Origin of the sequence: Peribacillus sp. NPDC097264, assembly GCF_050277925.1 — a bacterium.
In the GTDB taxonomy this organism is placed as follows: Bacteria; Bacillota; Bacilli; order Bacillales; family DSM-1321; genus Peribacillus.
Window position 1 is genome coordinate 148,002 of sequence record NZ_JBNNSR010000005.1, and the last position, 18,941, is coordinate 166,942.

Below are 18,941 nucleotides of genomic sequence, written 5' to 3' on the forward strand. Positions count from 1 at the left end.
AATGAAGTTACCAGACACCATTTACGAAAAGACGATTTTTTATGAGCAATCAAAAGATTACTACAGAAAATTATAACTTGGAACAAACTTTACTACCACACTCCATTCAAGATTACACGCAAAACGTGGTGAGACGGAATGAGATCCTGAATGTCAAAAAAGATTCAGACTATTACAAATGAAGAAGGTCATGAACTGTCTGCTCAAGACAAAACGTCCCTTTTAACGTTAGGAAAAACTAACTCAAATAGAAAAAGCATTAGTGAAAAAAGTTGAAAAGGAAACGAATGGTATCCAGCTTGAAGAAGATGTCCAGGTACGAAAAGAAAAACGAGGGGAACTCATTCCGGTTAAGAAACTATTGAAATTAGTGCGCGAGGACTTAGGTCCACGATTAGTTAAATATAAACAACAAAACGCTCTATTTGGCGATCGAAATAGTTATTCTAAAACCGATACGGATGCGACATTTATGCGAATGAAAGATAATCATATGAATAACGGACAACTAAAACCTGGTTATAATATTCGAATGGCAACGGAAAATCAATTTGTTTTTTTATACGATACATCAACGCCCAATTGATACACGGTGTTTTAATCCCCATATAGAGGCACTGAAGAATACATCGCTACCATTCCCGAAAAACTCATCGCAGATACCGGCTATTGCAGTGAAGAAAACTACTTCTACTCTTTGGAAGAAGAATTTGAAGCTTTAATTCCTTACAATACTTTTTAACGGAACAAAAACGGAGCTTAAAAAAGAACATTAAAATCGCAATGTACAATGGCGACAGAGAATCGTCATGTGTATGTTAATCCAATTTATGAAGAACTAAAAGCCAAAGCAAAAGTGAACCTTTGGTCTGAATCGAATGAACAAATTTACGCTCGACGAAAAATCGAGGTAGAGAGTGTTTTTATCTAGAGCAATAGGTCGTTCCGTCGCTTTTCGCTTCGGGGTTTAACGAAAGTCCAAATGGAGTTTGGCATCGTAGCCATGGCCGATAATTTGCTGAAAGTAGCTGGCTTGCGTCAGCTACTTTTAATGAATAATTATAAAAATAGAAAAACAGGTGGAGAAAAACAAGTTGTTTTTCTCCACCTGTTTTTTTTAGGGACTTATTAGACAGCCCCTTTTTGGGAAATGTCGACCAACGAATCAAGGAACAAAAACCCTCATCCACTCCCCATTAACAAGTTGGAACTCCCAATGTCCAGCAGCAGAGATAGCTGTTTCAAAGGTAACATTTTGATGGTGCAAAACTTTTGGTGCTTCATATTTCATTTTTACTTTGTCTTCCATATTAATTCCTCCTTATTATTTGGAACAAGAGCATGTTCCTTTGTCGAAATCGTATACATTGATTTTTTCTTTATTGCCCGCTTTATCAATGCTGTAGTATTCCAAGGTGTGGGTATTTTCGGCATAGACATCAAATGGATTTGTATAGACTTGCCAAGCACCACCGTTTATACGATATAAGGTTTCTTTTACACCGGATTTATCATCAGTTGCTGTGTAAGTAACGGTTAACGCGATGATATAGGTGTTTTTATCGTTGAAAATAGGAGTCATTTTATTTTTTGTGACTGGCGGTATTGTGTCTGGGTCAATAACCGTTACGATAGCTGTATCCGTGAATCCACCTTCCAATGTCGTGACCGTGATGGTGGCTTGGCCTAGACCGACAGGATGGACGATACCATTTTTCACAGTGACTACACTCGGATCGGAGGTAGACCAAGTAACATTTTGATTAGTGGCATTGGACGGATTTAGCGTTGCCGTTAAGGTTTGGTCCGCATCGCCTAGATTAAAATTCAGAGTTTTAGGATCAAGTGATACGCTTAATACTGGCGCTGTTACAGTAATAGCTGCTGTATCCGTGAATCCTCCATCTTCCGTCGTAACGGTAATAATTGCTTTTCCTGGTCCGACAGGATGGACGATACCATTTTCTACTGTGGCTACATTTGGATCAGAAGTAGACCAAGTGACATTCTTGTTAATGGCATTGGATGGAGCAATCGTAGCTGTTAATGTTTCATCTTTTCCAGCAACAATTAGATTAAGTGTTTCTGGATCAAGCGATACACCAGTAACTGGAACCGTGACGGTAACAGCTGATGTATCGGTGAAACTGCCGTCTTCTGTCGTAACGGTTATTGTAGCTTTACCTGGTCCGACTGGGTGAACGACACCGTTATCGACAGTTGCGACACTTGGGTCGGAGGTAGACCAAGTAACATTTTTATTTGATGCATTGGATGGAGCAATCGTAGTAGTTAGTTTTTCATCTTTTCCGCCTACGATTAGGTCAAGTGATTTAGGGTCAAGTGATATACCGGTTATAGGAACCGTTACAATAACAGTTGCTGTATCGGTAAACCCGCCATCTTCTGTTGTAACGGTAATCGTTGCCTTTCCAGGTCCAATAGGATGGACGATACCATTTTCTACGGTGGCTATACTCGGATCAGAGGTAGACCAAGTGACATTTTTATTTGATGCGTTGGATGGAGCGATCGAAGCAGTTAACTTTGCATCTTTTCCACCTACTGTAAGATTGAGAGAATTAGGATCAACGCTTACTCCTGTCACTGGTACTGTAACACTAACTTTAGCTTTGTCTTGAAGTTTGCCATCTTCTGTTGAAACAGTAATAATAGCTGTGCCAGGACCGACAGCATGAACGATGCCATTTTTCACAGTGGCAATACTAGGGTCAGAAGTAGACCAAACAACGTTTTTGTTAGTCGCGTTATTGGGTGTAATTGTGGCTGTTAATGTTGCATCTTTTCCACCGACATTCATGTCTACATTTTTCGGATTTATTGATAAGCTTTTAATAGGTACTAGTTTACTAGGACAAACGGTTATCAAGGACCAATCGTAATGTCCATTTTTAGTAAATACTTTAACTATGACGACTCCAGGACTTATGGCGTGCACCACTCCATCAGAAGATATGGTAGCTACTTTTGGGTTAAAAGATAACCAAATGAGATCCTGATTTGTCGCATTCGATGGTTTAATTGTTGGTTTTAATGTCACGTCTTCTCCATCAACAGTAAGGGTTACTATTTTCGGATTTAAATGCACAGATGAAACCGCGATAACCGGGTCACAAACGGTCACAGTGACTTTGTCTTTAAAATTCCCGTCCTGAGTTGTAACAGTAATGGTAGCTGTACCCGGTTTGACAGGATGTACAAGCCCGCTACTTGAAACTGTAGCTACACTCGGATTGGATGAAGTCCAGGTGACATTTTTGTTAGTGGCATTGGATGGCTTTATTGTTGCAGTGAGTGGAGCATCTTTATCATTGATGTTTAGCTTTAAGAAATTTGGATTTAAAGAAACTCCTTTTACAGCAATATTAGGATCACTAACTATTACTGTGGTTCTAGCTTTAAAATTCCCATCTTTAGTTGTGACAGTAATCGTAGTGGACCCACCGCTTACAGAATGGACAACCCCGCTTCCAGATACCGTGGCTACCTTAGTATTTGAGGAAGTCCAGGTGGCCTGTTTATTTGTGGCATTAGAAGGTTTAATTGTTTCCGTAAGTCTTTCATCTTTATCTTTAACGTTCATATATAAGGTATCCGGATGTAAGGAAACACCCGTTACGGGGACGGATTTATTGCCTTTTCCACCTCCATTTGTTGCATAAGCTTGCGAGTTACCGTTTAGATAAATAAAGAAAATCGTTAGCATTAAAATAGTGAGCATCTTAAAATACCTTGTAAACAACATAAAATCTTCCCCCAGTAAAGAATGTTTTATAGAAACTAAACTATCTTTGGTATCCTCCCCCTATCAAAATATCTTTATTTATAAAGAATAAGCACGGAGAGAACAGGTTGAAGGTAATGGTATGTATTCCTCGCTCACTCGATATATCTCACGTTATATAGAACTAAATACCCTATATTTTTCAGAATAACATCGTTCTTGATAAAGAACAATACGTTTGAAAAATAATTAATGAATTCATTAATTCATCATTTCGACTTATGAAAATGGCAAGTATGTTTAAATTCATGAGCAATATATTATATATCGCTTGCAATTTGTTCTTTAAAAAGAATAAAAAATCCCTTATAATGACCTCTATAGGATAATATTACTAATAATACTAAGAAAGGAACTAGTTATGAAAATAACCCAAACTAAAATAGGGGAACATTTTATCCAGATAGAAAATGCTCCTGATACTATAGACGGAATGTTTCGTGATTTAGGAAGCTCAAATAAAAATCCTGATCTTACCATAACCGTCCAGATGGATTTTGGAGAGCCTTTTGTAGATTACGAGGTGAATGTTACTAAAACGGCTGATAGAATTTATTTCCGAAGATCGGATTATCTAGTAGAAGTAGATGCAGATTACCAATTTGCCGAAATTTCTGCTTATAATGAGTTGGCTTTAAAGCATGCATTCATAAATTTATATAGTTCATTCATTGTCCATCATGAATGGGGGGTATTACTTCACTCCTCCTGTGTGATTGATGACGGAAAAGCTCACATTTTTGCTGGGCATTCGGGTGCTGGAAAATCAACGGCTGCTAAACTATCATATCCCAGAAATCTTCTATCGGACGAAGCGACCATTTTAAAAGTTACCCCTGATAATGTAGAAGTTTTTAATTCACCTTTTAGAAGTGAACTACGATCAGAGGGAGAAGAGGGACACTTACCATTAGGTAGTATACAAGTTTTACATCAGTCACTTACTAATCGAAGAAGTAAATTATCGAAGTCGGACACGCTTTTAACTTTAATTGATAAAGTGTTTTATTGGTCCGATGAGCCAGTGAATACTAAAGTGATTTTGGGCATGTTAACTAAAGTTGCAAACCAGGTACCAGCATATGATCTTTTTTTTCAAAAAAATAATTCTTTTTGGGAGCTGATCTCGTAATGTTTCAATATATACAAAGTAATCATGTGGAAGCTACACAGCTTGATGATGAGTGGATTATTTTACATACGGATACATTCACAGTTACAAAATTAAACGGAATCGGGGGTTATTGTTGGAATCTTCTAAGCCAGGCTCAAACGGTGGATTCCTTGATTCAGAAAATCACGAATCAATATGACACGACAGAAGATGAATCTAAAATTGATATAGAAAATTACTTAACTGACTTATTACATTTTGGTTTAATTCAGCATGTTGTTTGATAAAGAGACAGTAGACTTATTTAAAACTGTTGTGAAAAAAGAAGGATCTTTTCATCTACCAGCTCAAGGGAACAGTATGTACCCTTTCATAAAAAGCGGTGATATTTGCTATTTTAATGAATGTAAGCTAGTTCAATTGAAAAAGGGAGATATTGTATTGTTTTATAGTGAAACAAAGCGATTGATTGCGCACCGTTATTATAAGGAAATGAAGAATAATCAACAGCGGCAATTCCTTTTCAAAGGAGACACGAATTTGGGCTACGATCAGCCCATACATGGAGAACAGATTGTCGGTAAGCTGCTTTTTGTCCAAAAAAGGAATACTAAACTTTATGTTTCTAGTTTTCTAGCTAAAACATGGGGGAAACTGATTATGTCTGTTCCAATGTTGACGATTGTTTTACAAAGGTATATCAATTTTCAACGAAGGAAAAAGGGAGGGGTTAATTAATGAATCCTACATTGTTGCAAATTCTATATGATTCAAATATAGAGCTGCCCAACGATTCAGCCTATTATTGGGGGCTTCTTGATGATATTGAAAAATCGTATGTTCACGCACAAACATATACTATTATGAAGCAGGGAGGGAGGTTAGAGGCAACTCCGGCGTTCTATCAACAAATATTAAAAGAAAAATTTCAACGTGTCTTATTCCAAAATATCCTTATTAAAAATCAAACGAACCAAATCCTGAATGGTTTTGAAAAAAGCGGCATAGATATCATTCCGTTAAAAGGAACTGCATTTGCTGAACAACATTTTGGTCATCTAGGATCACGACCAACCTCTGATATTGATCTATTAATTAAACCTACTGATATGGATCGTGCCATTGATATAGTTAAAAGCTTGGGATACATAGAAGAGAGGAAACCAATCCCATTCCATTTTCATCGTTCATACAGTAAAGTCCTACCTGGTTCTTCTATTCCCTTAACGGTCGAACTTCATTGGGATATTTTAAAGCAGACTACTGCAAATTTTTGTGTTGAAGAAATTTGGGAGGAAGCATTATCAATAAATGACTCTTTCTATATTAAACAACTTTCTGAGTTTCATCTTTTTTATATGATTTGCCTACACGGATGGCGGCACAATATGGAATCATTAAAGTACTTTATTGATATTATCCAACTGATTTCTACTCTGAATATTGATTATGTAAGATTGCTGGAAGATACAAAACGGCATAAGACGAAAAAAAGAATTATTAGGACTTTATCGATTGTGTACCAACAGTTACCGACTCTTCATTTACTCAACAAATTTCCCAATGAGATTCCGACTTCATATGGTCATCGGAATTCCTCATTAAAAAAGTATGTGGATTTCATTGATTATTCATTCCTTAGTTACGATTCCCCAAAACATAGCATGGTTGAGCTTTATCATTGGCTGCATCCTAAATATTAAATACCAGATAGGATCCACATACACAACTATTTTACTCCTTTGAACTTTCATGTGTTTAACTCTCATGCGTAAAATAATCTGATGACTTCCCTCTTCCAATAAAGAATAAAGCTCTCTAAGATAACGTATAGTTAAATTTCTTCCCTAAATTAAAGAAAATTAATCCAAAATAATGTATAGTTAAAAAGACAAGATTCGAACAAACATTCGTTACTTGTTTGTAAGCTACTTCTTAGAGGAACAGGGGAGAGAAAGTGAACGGAACAGCACATATGGCAATAGGGGCAACAGTAGGATTTCTAACGGCGAACACTCTACAGACCGATCCAACCACTACATTATTTCTAGTCGGTGTAGGTGGAGTTTCAGGATTAATGCCTGACATGGATATTGACGGAAAGTTGAGTAATAAGATTACCTTTTCACACAAATTCATTCGAACTTTGGCTCAAACCATCGGAGTGCTTATGATCATTTATAGTCTTCTAGCAAGTTCTGAAACGGAGAGATGGCTAGGTGTAGGCGCAGGTATTGGTATTATTATCATTTCTTCATTTATAACACAAAGACATATGCTAACTCTTACAGGGCTTGGTATTTTAGGGACTGGGCTGTCTTTAGATATTAGCTGGCTATGGCTTTTAGGAGTTTATATTATACTAGCTTCCTTTACACCGCACCGTAGTTATACCCATTCGATAGCGGGGGTTCTATTCTTTGGAGTGATTGCGTTTCAATTCCAAGAGACATTGGGGACTGAAGGGATTTTCACTACTTGCATTTTAGGGTACATAAGTCATTTGCTGGCTGATATGAAGTTTCTGCCCTTTAATAAACGGGGGGTAAAGTTATTGCTACCATTTTTCTCAAAGGAATTTTAGGAAAAGCCGCAGTGTTTCTTTAATAGAGACATTGCGGCTTCTTTCCTTTTATATAAGGTGATCTTTATTTTAGTATCGTTTATTTCCTAAATCTACTAATGTAATATAATTGTAAAGTCCCTGTGATGCGCATGTTATGACTTTTCTAGTATATTAGGTTTAGCATATTGCATCAGGGGGTAAGTTATATTGTTAAAGAAAATTTTTGTCGGATTGTCGTTAGTTACAATGATTGGATTTGGTTCCTTTACTGGAAACAATGTAGAAGCTGCATCTTATCATACCAAAGCAATTAAAACCGCTAAAAGTGAATTAGGGACGAAATATAAAATGGGTGGTATGTCTTCTTCCGGTTTTGACTGTTCAGGTTTGGTGAAATATTCATATAACAAAGCTGGAAAGACATTACCGCGAACAGCTGCTGACATTTACAAAAAAGGAAAGAAAGTTAAAACCTTGAAAAAAGGGGATCTAATGTTCTTCTCACCGAATAAAGCAAAAAAACCAACGCATGTAGCGATATACATAGGTGACAATAAATTCATACACTCCGCATCTTCCAAGGGAGTTTCCTACGCAAAGACGAATAATAGTTATTGGAAACCACAGTATATTGGGGCAAAACGTATATAATTAGTAAAACTATTCCTTATAGAAACGGAAATTGAGGCTGAATTCAGTCTCTTTTTTTATTTAACAAATTAAATGTGCACTAAAACCAGTCAAGCAAAATTCTTGAAAGTCAAAGAAGGTCAATGTATATTAAAGGCACAAGGTCAAAGTTAGTCAAAGTCAAATGATAACTCGTAATAATAAATAAGGAGGAGTACTCATATGTTATGTGAAAAATGTCATGAAAACCAAGCAAATATTCAGGTTCATCTCAATATGAATGGGCAACAGCATGATGTCAAATTGTGCTCCACTTGTTATAAAGAAGAACGAAATAAACTTGGTGCAGCCATGGGAGGAATGGATACAGGAAAGTTCCAATTTGATGGATTTTCAAATTCATTTAACCCAATTAATAGTAGCAACATGCCTCCATCAAAACCCGGGCAAAAAGATAAAGACGGAGGTTTGCTTGAAGAGTACGGTCACAATCTGAATGATGCTGCAAAAGCAGGACTCATTGATCCGGTCATTGGAAGAAATGAAGAAATCAAAAGAGTCATCGAAGTGTTAAATAGACGAAACAAAAACAATCCAGTTTTGATTGGTGAGCCTGGCGTTGGTAAAACAGCGATTGCAGAAGGATTGGCCTTAGCAATTGTTGAAGGAAGAGTCCCGGAAAAATTGCGTAATAAACTGGTTTTTTCACTCGATATGGCATCCCTTGTAACGAACACAGGCATTCGGGGTCAATTTGAAGAAAGAGTGAAACAATTAATCAGTGAATTACAAGATAGGAAAAATGTCATTCTATTCATTGATGAAATTCACCAAATCGTAGGTGCTGGTTCGGCTGAAGGTTCAATGGATGCAGGGAATATTTTAAAACCCGCCTTAGCTCGCGGTGAACTTCAGCTTGTTGGTGCAACGACCCTTTCTGAATATCGGAAAATTGAAAAAGATGGGGCACTTGAACGACGATTCCAACCCGTACAAGTTGATGAACCGACAACGGAAGAAGCGATAGTCATTTTACAAGGTCTGAAAGATCGTTATGAGTCTTTCCATGGAGTCATATATACTGAGGAAGCGCTGGAAGCAGCTGTCGAACTTTCCCATCGTTACATCCAAGATCGCTTTCTACCAGATAAAGCGATTGACCTAATGGACGAAGCCGGCTCCAAACAAAATTTGACGATTGAATATAGTCAAGAAGATGTAGTAAAACAACGTCTTGAACAAATCTATAAAGAAAAAGAAACGGCTCTAAAAGAAGAAGCCTACGAAAAAGCGGCCGAGCTTCGAGATGAAGAAGAAAAGTTGGAAAAATCCCTACAGGCTGGAGCCAATGTAGCTAAACCGAATGTTACTGTAGAAGATATTCAAAGGATTATAGAACAAAAAACAGGTATTCCGATAGGTAAGCTACAGGAAGATGAACAGAAAAAAATGGTTCATCTACAAGAGGACTTAATGAAAAAAGTCATTGGCCAAGAAGAAGCAGTCAAAAAGGTTGCGAAAGCTGTTCGTCGAAGTCGTGCAGGTTTAAAATCCAAAAACCGTCCGACCGGCTCTTTCCTTTTTGTTGGACCGACCGGCGTAGGTAAAACTGAATTGGCTAAAACGCTAGCCGAGGAACTATTTGGCGATAAAGAAGCTATGATTCGCCTTGACATGAGTGAATTCATGGAAAAACATAGTGTTTCTAAATTGATTGGTTCTCCTCCGGGTTATGTTGGTCATGAGGAGGCAGGACAATTAACTGAAAAAGTTCGCCGTAAACCATACAGCATTATTTTATTGGACGAAATTGAAAAAGCTCATCCTGATGTGATGCATATGTTCTTACAGATTCTTGAGGATGGTCGTCTGACGGATAGTCAGGGAAGGACTGTGACATTTAAAGATACTGTCATCATCATGACAAGTAATGCTGGAGTCGGTGAAAAGCAAAAAGTTATGGGATTCGGTACGAGCACTGCTGTTGAAGAAGCTTCAATCCTACAATCATTGGGTAGTTTCTTTAAACCAGAATTCCTAAACCGATTTGACAGTATTATTGAGTTCTCCACACTGAAGAAAGAAGATTTATTACAAATCGTTGATATCATGATTCATGAACTTGAAGAAACCCTGACTGCTCAAGGCTTATCACTTGTCGTGACAGATGAAGCTAGGCACAAATTGATTGAGATGGGTTATCATCCACAATTCGGTGCAAGACCCCTTCGCCGTGTTCTTCAGGAACAACTTGAAGATGGCATAACAGACTATATTTTTGAACAGCCTGAAGTGAAAAACTTCAAAGCTATCGTTAAAGATGACCAATTGAAAATTATCAATTCATAATGATTAGTACTAGAAATGCCTCCAAGACAGTATGACTGTAATGGGGGCATTTTTTAAAACGTTCTATAATGACCGCTCGTTTAGTTTAATAATTAGAATTCTTTTAATGAAGTCTTAGTTTGAAATAGTTTTTTTCATAAGGATATCAATTACTTGAAGGAACTGCAATCAAAAAATTGTTAGGTATAAACAAGGACTTATTTCTTTTTGCAGAGAGCATAGTATATAATATTGTTTAACAATGGGAGAAATGGTATATGTTTGATGATGAAACAGTTGTGGAATTAAAAGAAAGTGTATTCACTTTTATGGATTGGGCCATTCAAATGAAATCAAAATAGTATATAAAAAACGAATTCCTATTTCATAAGGGGAATTTCATTGGAGGAGTGACCTATGAAAGATTCACTTTCTTATTTCGAAGAGGAAAATACCAATCAAGCACCTAAGGAAAAAGAAATCGAAAAAATTCTGGACTCCTTGCCGGTTGCAGAAATTGACCCAATGAGCCCGCAAGAAATGGATAACCTTTATTATTATGATGGCAATGATTTAGGGAATGACTTTCACCCAAATCGAACAGCTTTTCGTCTCTGGGCACCTACTTCAAGTGAAGCTAAGCTTGTTACGTATAAAAGTTGGGATGATCCTGTTGGTACCGAGTTTGATATGAAGCGCTCGGAGAAGGGAACGTGGACGGCTGAACTTCCAGGTGATCAAGATGGCTTGATTTATACATACAAAGTGAAAGTCGGTAATGTATGGAATGAAGCTGTGGATCCATACGTCCGTGCCGTCACGGTTAACGGGAATAGAGGGGTAGTCATTAATTTAAATGATACTAATCCCCAAAAATGGAGTACTGATAAGCCACCATTAACTAAACCGGAGGATGCGATTATATATGAACTTCATATCAGGGATTTATCAATTCATCCCGACAGTGGAATTCAACAAAAAGGTAAATATTTAGGTGTGACTGAAACAAATACTATAAGCCCTTATGGTACGAAAACAGGAATCAATCATATTAAGGACTTAGGTGTAACTCATGTTCAATTCATCCCCATATTTGATTTTGCTACAGTAGATGAAACGAGATTGACTGAGCCTCAATATAACTGGGGATACGACCCAAAAAATTTTAATGCACCGGAAGGATCCTACTCATTGGACCCTTATCAGCCGAAACTTAGAATTAGAGAGTTAAAGCAGATGATTCAAACGCTGCATGATCAAGGATTACGTGTCATCATGGATGTAGTTTTCAATCACGTATATACAGTGGATGACTCAAATTTTAATAAACTCGTACCCAATTACTTTTTCCGCTATAACGAAGACGGAACACTGTCTAATGGGACGGGTGTAGGGAATGACACCGCTTCCGAACATAAAATGATGCGTAAGTTCATTGTCGACTCTGTGGTTTATTGGGCAAAAGAGTATCACCTCGATGGCTTCCGGTTCGATCTTATGGGGGTTCATGATGTGGAAACGATGAATGAGGTGAAAAAAGCTGTTCATGAACTTGATCCGTCTATCATTCTGTTAGGTGAAGGATGGGATATGAATACACCACTGGATGCTTCCCTGAAGGCAAACCAGAAAAACGCGTATAAAATGCCGGGTATTGCTCATTTTAATGACGCCATTCGAGATGGCTTGAAAGGTTTTGTAATGGATAAATACGATAGGGGCTTTGTCAACGGCAAACAAGGCATGGAAGATATCGTAAAAAGAGGAATTGCTGGAGGATTGAAATACGATGATCATTTAGCTACGTACCAGACCCCATCCCAGGTCATAAATTATGTAGAGGCTCATGATAATTATACTTTATGGGATAAGCTTGTCATCACCCAACCTGACGTGTCAGATGAAGAACGTAAACAGATGCATAAATTGGCAACTGCTGTCGTATTGTTATCTCAGGGAATCCCCATGATACATGCCGGTCAAGAATTCATGCGAACAAAAGATGGAGATGAAAATAGCTATCAATCCCCAGATTGGATCAATCGACTGAATTGGAAACGAAGAGCGGAATTCGACCATGAAGTAGAGTATGTAAAAGGATTAATTGCTTTGCGAAAAAAACATCCTGTATTTAGACTTACTTCGGCTGAAGAGATTGAACGGTACTTGATGTTCCTCGATGCTCCTGCAAATGTAATAGCTTATTCATTAATGACAGAAAATTCAAATCTAGTTGTCGTTCATAATGCAAACTGGCATTCAATCGACATTACCTTGCCTCATCTAAAAAAGTGGTCACTTTTAGTTAATGGACAGAAAGCGGGTCTAGAAACAATAGAAGTAATTCATGGTAGTCATATTAACGTATCACCCTTAAGTTCATTTGTGATAAAAAGTGCTGCCGATTAATATCTCATGAGAACCGAAAAGGAAGAACGGTAAATTGCGTTCTTTCTTTTTTTCGTGAAAAAAGATAAGATGAATCGTTCTAATGGCAAGTTTGAATCTAAAATGCTATCAAAAGTACCGGAAGAATCCAGGACAGATGTGCTTATCCATTATTTTTACAAGTTTAAGGCGTTTTTAAGCAGGGTAAATTAGATTTATAGATTGACCACTTGTATTAGGAGGAGTTTATTTTGCGAGAAAAAGTACATATAAAAATTAATGGAGCGGAGACAGTTCTGGATGGCAATCAAACAGTGCTACAAATGCTTAATGATAGTTCAATAGAGGTTCCTAGTGTTTGTTATCATCCAAGCTTAGGGCCGATTGAAACTTGCGATACGTGTCTCGTTAGTGTAAATGGTGAACTTGTGAGATCTTGTTCAACTGAAATCAAAGACGGAGATGTGATTGATACATTAGCACCTGATGTGAAAGAAGCACAGGTAATGGCAATGGATAAGATCTTATATAACCATGAATTGTATTGTACGGTTTGTGATTATAATAACGGCGGTTGTGAAATCCACAATACGGTGAAAGAAATGAAAGTGAACCACCAAAGTGTTCCGTTTGATCAAAAACCTTATGAAGTGGATCAATCCAATCCATTTTACCGATATGACCCTGATCAATGCATCCTTTGTGGTCGGTGTGTAGAAGCCTGTCAAGATGTTCAAGTAACAGAAACATTATCGATTGATTGGGAAGCCAAAAGACCACGGGTCATTTGGGATAATAATGTTCCTATAAATGAATCATCATGTGTATCATGCGGCCATTGTTCAACTGTTTGCCCATGTAACGCGATGATGGAAAAAGGAATGGAAGGGGAAGCGGGCTTTTTGACAGGCATTGCTAAACAAACCCTTAGACCAATGATTGAAATTACCAAAAATGTCGAAACTGGATATGGATCTATTTTAGCCATTTCTGATATGGAATCTGCCATGCGTGATGCAAAAATCAAAAAGACAAAGACCGTTTGTACATATTGCGGTGTAGGCTGCAGCTTTGACGTGTGGACAAAAGATAGAAAAATATTAAAAGTAGAACCACAAGCAGAAGCACCGGCAAATGGTATTTCTACTTGTGTAAAGGGTAAATTCGGTTGGGATTTCGTGAATAGTGAAGAAAGGCTAACTAAGCCATTGATAAGGGAAGGCGATGCTTTCCGCGAGGCCGAATGGGAAGAGGCTCTGAATTTAATTACTAGGAGATTCAAGGAAATCAAAAAAGAGAACGGACCTGATTCTTTAGCCTTCATTACTTCCTCTAAGTGTACAAATGAGGAATCTTACTTGATGCAAAAATTGGCTAGAAGCGTTATTGGAACCAATAATGTCGATAACTGTTCTAGATATTGCCAAAACCCAGCGACCGTTGGTTTGTTCAGGACCGTCGGTTATGGTGGGGATACAGGGGGAATTAAGGATATAGAAAAATCTGAACTTGTTTTGATCATTGGATCGAATACTTCAGAATCTCATCCAGTTTTATCGACCAGGGTTAAACGTTCACATAAACTTGGAAAGCAAAAATTAATCGTTGCTGATATCAGAAGACATGAAATGGCTGAACGCTCTGATTTATTCATTCAACCAGCTCCAGGGTCAGATATCGTTTGGTTATCAGCCGTGTCTAAATATATCATCGATAAAGGCTGGGCGGACAAAAAGTTCATCAAAGATCGTGTGAATGGCATGGATGAATACATCAGAAGCCTGGAACCTTTTACAATGGACTATGCAGAAAAGCACACGGGAGTAAGCAAAAAAGACTTAATCGCCATTGCAGAAGCACTTCATGAAGCTAACAGTGCTGTTTCCCTTTGGGCTATGGGTGTAACACAACATATAGGTGGAAGTGATACAAGTACCGCCATTTCCAATCTCATGCTTATTACTGGTAACTATGGGAAACCAGGAACAGGAACCTATCCTTTACGAGGCCATAATAATGTTCAAGGAGCCAGCGACTTTGGTAGTACGCCGGACAAACTTCCTGGATATGAAATGGTGACAGATAAAAAAGTCCGGGATAAATATGAAAAAATATGGGGCACACCAGTACCTTCAAAGCCTGGACTGAACAATCATGAAATGGTCGAGGGCATCCATGAAGGCACCTTAAAGGCCATGTATTTAAAAGGGGAAGATATGGGATTAGTCGATTCCAATATCAACTATGTACATGATGCGTTTGAAAAGCTGGACTTTTTCGTAGTACAAGATATCTTTTTATCCAAAACTGCTGAATTTGCGGATGTCGTTCTTCCTGCTAGCCCAAGTTTTGAAAAAGAGGGTACGTTTACAAATACGGAACGCCGTATTCAAAGATTGTACCAAGTGTTTGAACCCCTTGGTGACTCTAAACCTGATTGGCAAATCATTATGCAAGTGGCAAATAGGTTAGGTGCCGGATGGAATTATGCTCACCCAGGTGAAATCATGGATGAAGCCGCTCGCTTATCACCAATTTATGCAGGTGTAAGCTATGAGCGGTTAGAAGGATACAATAGCCTTCAATGGCCCGTTGCCGCAGATGGTCAGGATACACCACTTCTATTTACAGAAGAATTCCCATTCCCGGATGGGAAAGCACGGCTATTCCCGGTTGAATGGTCAAAACCAAGCGATTTTGGAGAAGAATACGATATCCATGTGAATAATGGAAGATTATTAGAACATTTCCATGAAGGAAATCTAACATATAAATCGAAAGGAATCACTTCCAAGACTCCAAATGCATTTCTTGAGATTTCACCTGAATTGGCTGAAGAAAGAGGCCTAGAGGATGGTACGCTAGTCCGCCTTTCTTCTCCATACGGAAATGTAAAAATACAGTGTCTCATTACCGATCGAGTGAAAGGTAAAGAGGTCTACTTGCCAATGAATGATTCGGGAGATGGCGCCATCAACTTTTTGACCAGCAGCTATGCTGATAAAGACACGGATACTCCAGCCTATAAAGAAGTACAGGCAAAAATGGAAGTATTGAAGGCGAAAGGAGAAAATCCATTACCTCGCATCAACCATCGTAATGGTAATCCTCAACCTCAAATCGGGGTACAAGTACAGAAAAAATGGGCCCGTGAAGATTATATTTTCCCTGGTGACCTCTTAAAAATAAAAAAGGAGTCGAGGAACCGTGGCTAAAGCGACAAAAGTAATCAATCGCATAGAACTCAGTGAAGAGGAATTGCGAAAAATTGAATTCGAAGATATTGAAAGAACTCTTCTCGAAAATAAAGAGGTCATTAAAGAAACGTTCGAAGTCATGAAAGGCATGCAGGACCGTGGGATACTTTCCATGGTCAACAGCCTGCTGAAGGAAGGAGATAAAGTCCTGAATATTCTAGTCAAAACAGCGGATACTCCTGAAACAGCCAATACTCTAAAAAACCTTCTTCTCATGCTTGGAACATTAGGAACGCTAAATGTTAAACAGCTTGAGCCACTTATCCTGAAGGTGAATTCAGGTATAGCCAGAGTCGCTGAAATTGATAAGTCAGGTGAGAAACCAAGCTATCTTTCCTTGGCACGATCCTTAAACGATAAAGAGGTAAAACAAGCGATGACGTTATTAATGACCTTCTTAAAAGGAATGGGAGAAGACACAAGCGATTTAGAAAGAACAACTCAATTACCAGAAAATCAACAAGTTCATAAAGAAAATGAACATGCAACCATTCAAAGACCGACTTCAAAGAAAGATTTCGGTTCAAGTATGCCCAGTAAAAGCGGAAGAGAATCAAGAAAAAGCAGTAATTGGCTTTGGATTGCAGCAGGGGTTTCCCTCATGACACTTCCGCTTCTATCAAAGAGGCAAAAGAACGAACAAAATAAGATTGAATAGTAACGAGAGAAGGATCCTTATACTGAGGGTCCTTTTTTAAGGTTTCATTTAAACAATCCACTTGTAGTTTAAAACTTTTACACATAAAATAAGGGTAACCAAAATTTTCAAGGAGTGTAAAAATGAAACTTAAATACACAGCGTTAACTCTCGGTATGTGTTCGTCTTTATTACTTTCAGCATGTACTGAAGAGAAGAGTGAGGTAAAAAAAGAAACCAGTCATGAAAGCCATGACCATACCGTTTCAGGGGATGTTCAGGAAGAAACTAGTGGCAAAGCTACAGCACCTGAGTTTCTTTCTGGAAAACCTGAAGACATGAAAACCATCTATTTAGCCGTTGCCCAAAACCAGGCGTTATTGGAAAAAATACCGTGTTACTGTGGATGTGGAGAGGAAGCTGGCCACAAAAACAATTACGATTGTTTTATCCATGAAAATAAAAAAAATGGAGCAGTAGTTTGGGATGATCATGGGACCAAATGTGGAGTATGCCTAGAGATAGCAGCACAATCCATCCTTGATTTAAATGATGGAATGACGATAAAGGATATTCGGGACAAAGTAGATAAAGCCTATAAAAAAGGGTATGCTAAACCAACTCCGACTCCTGAAGTGTAAGTAAGAGTTAAGGTACTAAAAAGGAATGAAAAAGAAATCCAAAATAAAGAAACAGGTGCACTTATGTATCTGTTTCTTTATTTTATCCCATTTTCATTGTAGGCATTGATTCCAATCTTGCAATCAGAAATCCTAAGCTCAAGATGTAATAATAATAGGAGCTATGGGGATACTTCCTCATATAAGACATTCAAGGGAGTTTTCATATTGACTTTAATCCGCCTTGGTTATGTAGCTATGAGCAATCAAGTACCACATTGTTCGCCTTCTCAAACGATGACTTTTGCACAATTCTCTAAAATTAAAGATAAAGAAGCTGCAATACGAAAGTTAGAAAGGATTTCCGCTTCAAATCTCCAAAATTGCTGGCGTCTTCTCATACATAATGCAGCATATGATATCCAGTTTTTTCGTCTTTCTTCTAAACTTATACCTCTAGTAAACCATCCAGAAATACCAAAATGGGACTATCTTGAACCACTGGCTGATGAACTGAACAAGATAAAAGATTTCCTTCTATCTCATCCAGAAGTACGGATAGACTTTCATCCAGATCATTTTGTCATCTTGAATAGTAGCAATATTGATATACTAAAAACTTCAATGAAAACACTGAAAATGCATTTTTTATTATTGAAGAAACTAGGCATTGATCCTGAGCATCGGTGTGTTCTCCATGTAGGTGGCGGGTATGGCGAAAACGAGAAGGCTTTGGAACAGTTCATACTAAACTGGGGGAGCATCCCAGAATCTCTTCAAAGGATGATTATCCTTGAGAATGACGATACGACTTTCACTTTATCAGAGACACTCTACTTATGTGAAAAACTGGGCGTACCTCTTGTATTTGATTATCATCACTATCTAGCTCACCATTCTAAGGATGAAAATTGGAGCGAGCATTGGGGTCGTATCCTCAATACATGGCACTATTCGAAATTACCACCCAAAATGCACATTTCTAGTCCTAGGAATGAAAAAGAATTTAGAGCACATGCAGATTTTGTGGATGTTAATATGTTTATCGATTTTTTACGGGAAATCAAGGGGAGTTTACCACAGTTGGATTGTATGATTGAAGCAAAACAAAAGGATGGAGCTCTATTCCAGTTAATGGACCAAATAAAAGATTTTCCCGAAATTGAAATCATTGATGGAGGGAGCTTTTTTATACACTGATGAAATATAATAATTTTTAAATCCTTGGTGAATTAATAGTTGACTTTTATTAATTTATCAGGTATTTATTTTTAGTTTACATAATAACATTATGGTAATCAAATAGAGAAACAAAAATGAAAAAGAAGAAGTATGGTGATGACTGGCGTAATTTCAAGTTATGATTAATCTTTGAAACTATACAGAAAATATGAAGATTCTCAAAAAAGCGAGGCTCATATTTCGGTTTTAAGGCACCTATTTTATTTTACTAGAGTAATAGGTATCGAAATGATTTAAACCTACACAAGGTGCCATATAATTGATTTTAGAGCATTGATGCTCTGTTTGCCATTATTGGAAGAAGAAAATTCTCATATAGAACGAATTTAGAATCAAAACTATGAAAATATTATT

At 37.7% G+C, this 18,941-nt stretch carries 13 protein-coding genes and 4 pseudogenes; 14 read left to right on the forward strand and 3 right to left on the reverse strand.

Features of this window, described 5'->3' with window-relative positions:
- Positions 1 to 262 precede the first annotated feature (262 nt).
- On the forward strand, positions 263 to 586 hold the full coding sequence (locus tag ACQKL0_RS09535; protein WP_427687191.1) for a hypothetical protein: 324 nt from the start codon (positions 263 to 265) through the stop codon (positions 584 to 586).
- 198 nt (positions 587 to 784) lie between these two features.
- A pseudogene (locus tag ACQKL0_RS09540) lies at positions 785 to 931 on the forward strand (transposase); the annotation flags it as partial.
- A gap of 234 nt (positions 932 to 1,165) precedes the next feature.
- On the opposite strand, the gene ACQKL0_RS09545 reads toward ACQKL0_RS09540, so the two are convergent.
- The 3 genes and pseudogenes from ACQKL0_RS09545 to ACQKL0_RS09555 all read right to left on the reverse strand — a co-directional run.
- Entirely contained in the window at positions 1,166 to 1,309 is a 144-nt protein-coding gene (locus tag ACQKL0_RS09545) for a hypothetical protein (protein ID WP_427687193.1), read from the reverse strand.
- Positions 1,310 to 1,324: 15 nt separating this feature from the next.
- Positions 1,325 to 3,145 (reverse strand): Ig-like domain-containing protein, encoded by a 1,821-nt coding sequence (locus ACQKL0_RS09550; protein WP_427687393.1) that lies wholly within the window; start codon positions 3,143 to 3,145, stop codon positions 1,325 to 1,327.
- A 51-nt stretch (positions 3,146 to 3,196) separates the two neighbouring features.
- A pseudogene (locus ACQKL0_RS09555) lies at positions 3,197 to 3,766 on the reverse strand (Ig-like domain-containing protein); the annotation flags it as partial.
- Positions 3,767 to 4,166: 400 nt separating this feature from the next.
- Here ACQKL0_RS09555 and ACQKL0_RS09560 point away from each other — a divergent pair.
- The 12 genes and pseudogenes from ACQKL0_RS09560 (at position 4,167) to uvsE (ending at position 18,545) form a co-directional block, all read left to right on the forward strand.
- On the forward strand, positions 4,167 to 4,937 hold the full coding sequence (locus ACQKL0_RS09560) for a hypothetical protein (protein ID WP_427687195.1): 771 nt from the start codon (positions 4,167 to 4,169) through the stop codon (positions 4,935 to 4,937).
- Positions 4,937 to 5,203 carry a PqqD family protein gene (locus tag ACQKL0_RS09565; protein WP_427687197.1) on the forward strand — a complete coding sequence of 89 codons (267 nt, stop codon included), beginning with the start codon at positions 4,937 to 4,939 and terminating at the stop codon, positions 5,201 to 5,203. The genes ACQKL0_RS09560 and ACQKL0_RS09565 overlap by 1 nt, the downstream gene beginning before the upstream one ends.
- A complete protein-coding gene (locus ACQKL0_RS09570) occupies positions 5,193 to 5,657 on the forward strand; it encodes a signal peptidase I (protein ID WP_427687199.1) in 465 nt (154 codons plus the stop codon). The genes ACQKL0_RS09565 and ACQKL0_RS09570 overlap by 11 nt, the downstream gene beginning before the upstream one ends.
- On the forward strand, positions 5,657 to 6,622 hold the full coding sequence (locus ACQKL0_RS09575) for a nucleotidyltransferase family protein (protein WP_427687201.1): 966 nt from the start codon (positions 5,657 to 5,659) through the stop codon (positions 6,620 to 6,622). Before ACQKL0_RS09570 ends, ACQKL0_RS09575 begins: the two co-directional genes overlap by 1 nt.
- 254 nt (positions 6,623 to 6,876) lie before the next feature.
- On the forward strand, positions 6,877 to 7,503 hold the full coding sequence (locus ACQKL0_RS09580; RefSeq protein ID WP_427687203.1) for a metal-dependent hydrolase: 627 nt from the start codon (positions 6,877 to 6,879) through the stop codon (positions 7,501 to 7,503).
- A gap of 228 nt (positions 7,504 to 7,731) precedes the next feature.
- The gene (locus ACQKL0_RS09585) at positions 7,732 to 8,136 is read left to right on the forward strand and encodes a C40 family peptidase (RefSeq protein ID WP_402873229.1); all 405 of its coding nucleotides are present in this window, start codon (positions 7,732 to 7,734) and stop codon (positions 8,134 to 8,136) included.
- 201 nt (positions 8,137 to 8,337) lie between these two features.
- On the forward strand, positions 8,338 to 10,464 hold the full coding sequence (locus tag ACQKL0_RS09590) for an AAA family ATPase (protein ID WP_427687206.1): 2,127 nt from the start codon (positions 8,338 to 8,340) through the stop codon (positions 10,462 to 10,464).
- Between the two features lie 435 nt (positions 10,465 to 10,899).
- A pseudogene (gene pulA / locus ACQKL0_RS09595) lies at positions 10,900 to 12,852 on the forward strand (type I pullulanase); the annotation flags it as partial.
- A gap of 230 nt (positions 12,853 to 13,082) precedes the next feature.
- Entirely contained in the window at positions 13,083 to 16,046 is a 2,964-nt protein-coding gene (fdhF, locus tag ACQKL0_RS09600) for a formate dehydrogenase subunit alpha (RefSeq protein WP_427687208.1), read from the forward strand.
- Positions 16,039 to 16,605, forward strand: a pseudogene (locus ACQKL0_RS09605) (DUF1641 domain-containing protein); the annotation flags it as partial. The gene fdhF and the pseudogene ACQKL0_RS09605, both read left to right, overlap by 8 nt.
- 263 nt (positions 16,606 to 16,868) lie before the next feature.
- On the forward strand, positions 16,869 to 17,366 hold the full coding sequence (locus tag ACQKL0_RS09610; RefSeq protein ID WP_402959394.1) for a PCYCGC motif-containing (lipo)protein: 498 nt from the start codon (positions 16,869 to 16,871) through the stop codon (positions 17,364 to 17,366).
- 207 nt (positions 17,367 to 17,573) lie between these two features.
- Entirely contained in the window at positions 17,574 to 18,545 is a 972-nt protein-coding gene (gene uvsE / locus ACQKL0_RS09615; RefSeq protein WP_402988791.1) for a UV DNA damage repair endonuclease UvsE, read from the forward strand.
- Positions 18,546 to 18,941 lie beyond the last annotated feature (396 nt).